Annotated in this window: 2 protein-coding genes and 1 pseudogene; 2 read left to right on the top strand and 1 reads right to left on the bottom strand. The window is 37.2% G+C overall.

From position 1 onward, the window contains the following. Positions 1-141: 141 nt before the first annotated feature. Positions 142-300, bottom strand: a complete 159-nt coding sequence (locus ABHN01_RS25330) for a UTRA domain-containing protein (RefSeq protein WP_429877838.1) — start codon at positions 298-300, stop codon at positions 142-144. Positions 301-327: 27 nt separating this feature from the next. On the opposite strand from ABHN01_RS25330, the pseudogene ABHN01_RS25325 reads away from it, so the two are divergent. Beyond that, positions 328-531, top strand: a pseudogene (locus ABHN01_RS25325) (phosphotransferase); the annotation flags it as partial. A 368-nt stretch (positions 532-899) separates the two neighbouring features. Next, positions 900-1,439 (top strand): DUF4309 domain-containing protein, encoded by a 540-nt coding sequence (locus ABHN01_RS25320; protein WP_429877837.1) that lies wholly within the window; start codon positions 900-902, stop codon positions 1,437-1,439. The last annotated feature ends 509 nt before the right edge of the window (positions 1,440-1,948 follow it).

Raw genomic sequence — 1,948 nt, 5'->3', positions numbered from 1 at the left:
AGGAATGCTAACGGGTGCTTATCTTGAATAAGGTTAAGCCATATCTCCTTCCGAATACAAGAGAGTACACTTCCATTATTCAATGCAAATCGGATTTAAGAAGCTCAGTTACAATGAGCTTCTTTTTTGTCAAACCGCATCTTACTGGTTCATATAGTACCTCTCCATTACAAATTTTGAACGATCTCCACGGACAATACTAGAGGAAAGTTCGATCGGAAACTGTTTCGTCGAAAAGGTGACAGACTCTAATAAAAAAGCTGGAGAACCTGTCGGAATGTTTAGCAGTTCACTCTTCATTATCAACTGCCGATGTTGCGACACTATGTTCATGCTGGCCACACGATGATTGATAAAGATCAAACGTAACCGGCTTAATTGACTGGACCGAGACAAAAGTAACCGATGTGTCAATCAACTTTGTTTTCCAGTACCAAGCCTTCGGAGAAGAAGCCCTGGATAAACTGATCAGCTAACCGTGAAGCAGGAGGAATTTACTGGCCGGCCATGAAGGAGCACATCATTGAACTTAGATGGCAAGAGAAACATTGGAAGTGAGTAAAAAAAGGTAAATTATTTCTCAGGAAACAATAACCAATTTAATAGTTCTACTCAGAGCTCTTATTAAAGAATTAAAGAATGGATAGCTTATATAAATGCAAATTTCGCGCATGCCCACAATTAATGCTGATGGGCATGCTTTTTTAGTTGATTTGGATGGATTGAAAAACACGCCTCTTTTTGTTTCTTTTGTGACTTTAATCGATCATATTACGTCTAAATAAGAAAAGAGTTAACAGTACGAGGAGGAGTGGTGCGCCGAAGGTTATATTAACTTCTTAATTCATCCAAAAATAGTTTTTTGATTATGTCTAAAAAGTTGGAAAGGGTGTATAATTTTGAAACAAAAAAATGTTTTTACTCGACGCTTTATAATGTTTTTAACTCTTGTATTTCTTATGTTCAATGGGTCAGCTTTTGCTTCTGCGGCTGCTCCAGAATCCTCGCAGTCTAAGCCCGATCTTTTGATCAGGAAAATTATGGGTTTAGCATATGAATCCCAACAATCGATAAACAGCGGACCTTTTTCTGTTGGTGATTCATTAAAGAAAGTCAAAAAAGCCTGGGGACCACCCGAGGATTTAAGTACTGTAGCAGCCAATTATTGGAGCCGGAATGTACGATTCCTCTATGACGATTCAACAGGTAGACAAACAATTACCGCCATTGAAGATTTTGATCCGCAGTTACAAACCATTCACTTATCTGATTTGAAGGGATTGATTGGTGAACCTGTAAGTGAAGTGGAACAAGAAGGAAATTACTATGTCACTTATACTGATTATGCAAAATATAAGGTGGTTTTCGTGTTTGACGGCGCCTGGATTAACCCTGATCCAATATTAACTATGTATACGGTTGAAGTCGCAGATAAGTAATTCATTAGGAATCGTCTCTCAAAGGGGCGATTCTTTTACTTGGCAAAAAAGAATATTGTTGCTAACTGAAGTCTGAAAAAGAAACCTTCTAAATTTCTTGATACCATTTTTTAAAAGGGATTTGCTCCGAATGCCTTCGCAAACAAATGAAAATGGTAGGCGTATAATGATGAAAAACAACTTGTTTAGTAACGCAGAAGAACTATAAATCCAAACAGGGCTGTATAGCAGCTCTTTTTTTTTAATCTTATTTAATTTGGCGCCTCCAGCGATTCCTCTGTTAGACAGGTTGTGAAACACAGCCATTTAAATCCTGAAGGCTTGTATTTCAAATAGAGAATCAAAAAAATAAGAGAGCCCAATATAGAGCTCTTCTTATTTTTACGTTCATTTGGTTCTAAATGCTAGTCAGTGCGTAAGACTTGATGTATTGTCACAATCAGGGGAATTTTGTGTTGATAATTGCTTTTAAAAATGCTTCGTGCTTCTTTTATTGCTCCTTTGTACTT

Source organism: Fictibacillus sp. NRS-1165 (genome assembly GCF_050468105.1).
Lineage (GTDB): Bacteria > Bacillota > Bacilli > Bacillales > Fictibacillaceae > Fictibacillus_C > Fictibacillus_C terrinigri.
Note: the sequence above shows the minus strand (reverse complement) of the source record. Positions and strands in the feature narration are given on the sequence as shown.

Bases quoted from the DNA above. Each gene is read 5' to 3' on its own strand.
- ABHN01_RS25330 (WP_429877838.1), bottom strand. From the start codon at position 300: ATGAAGAGTGAACTGCTAAACATTCCGACAGGTTCTCCAGCTTTTTTA.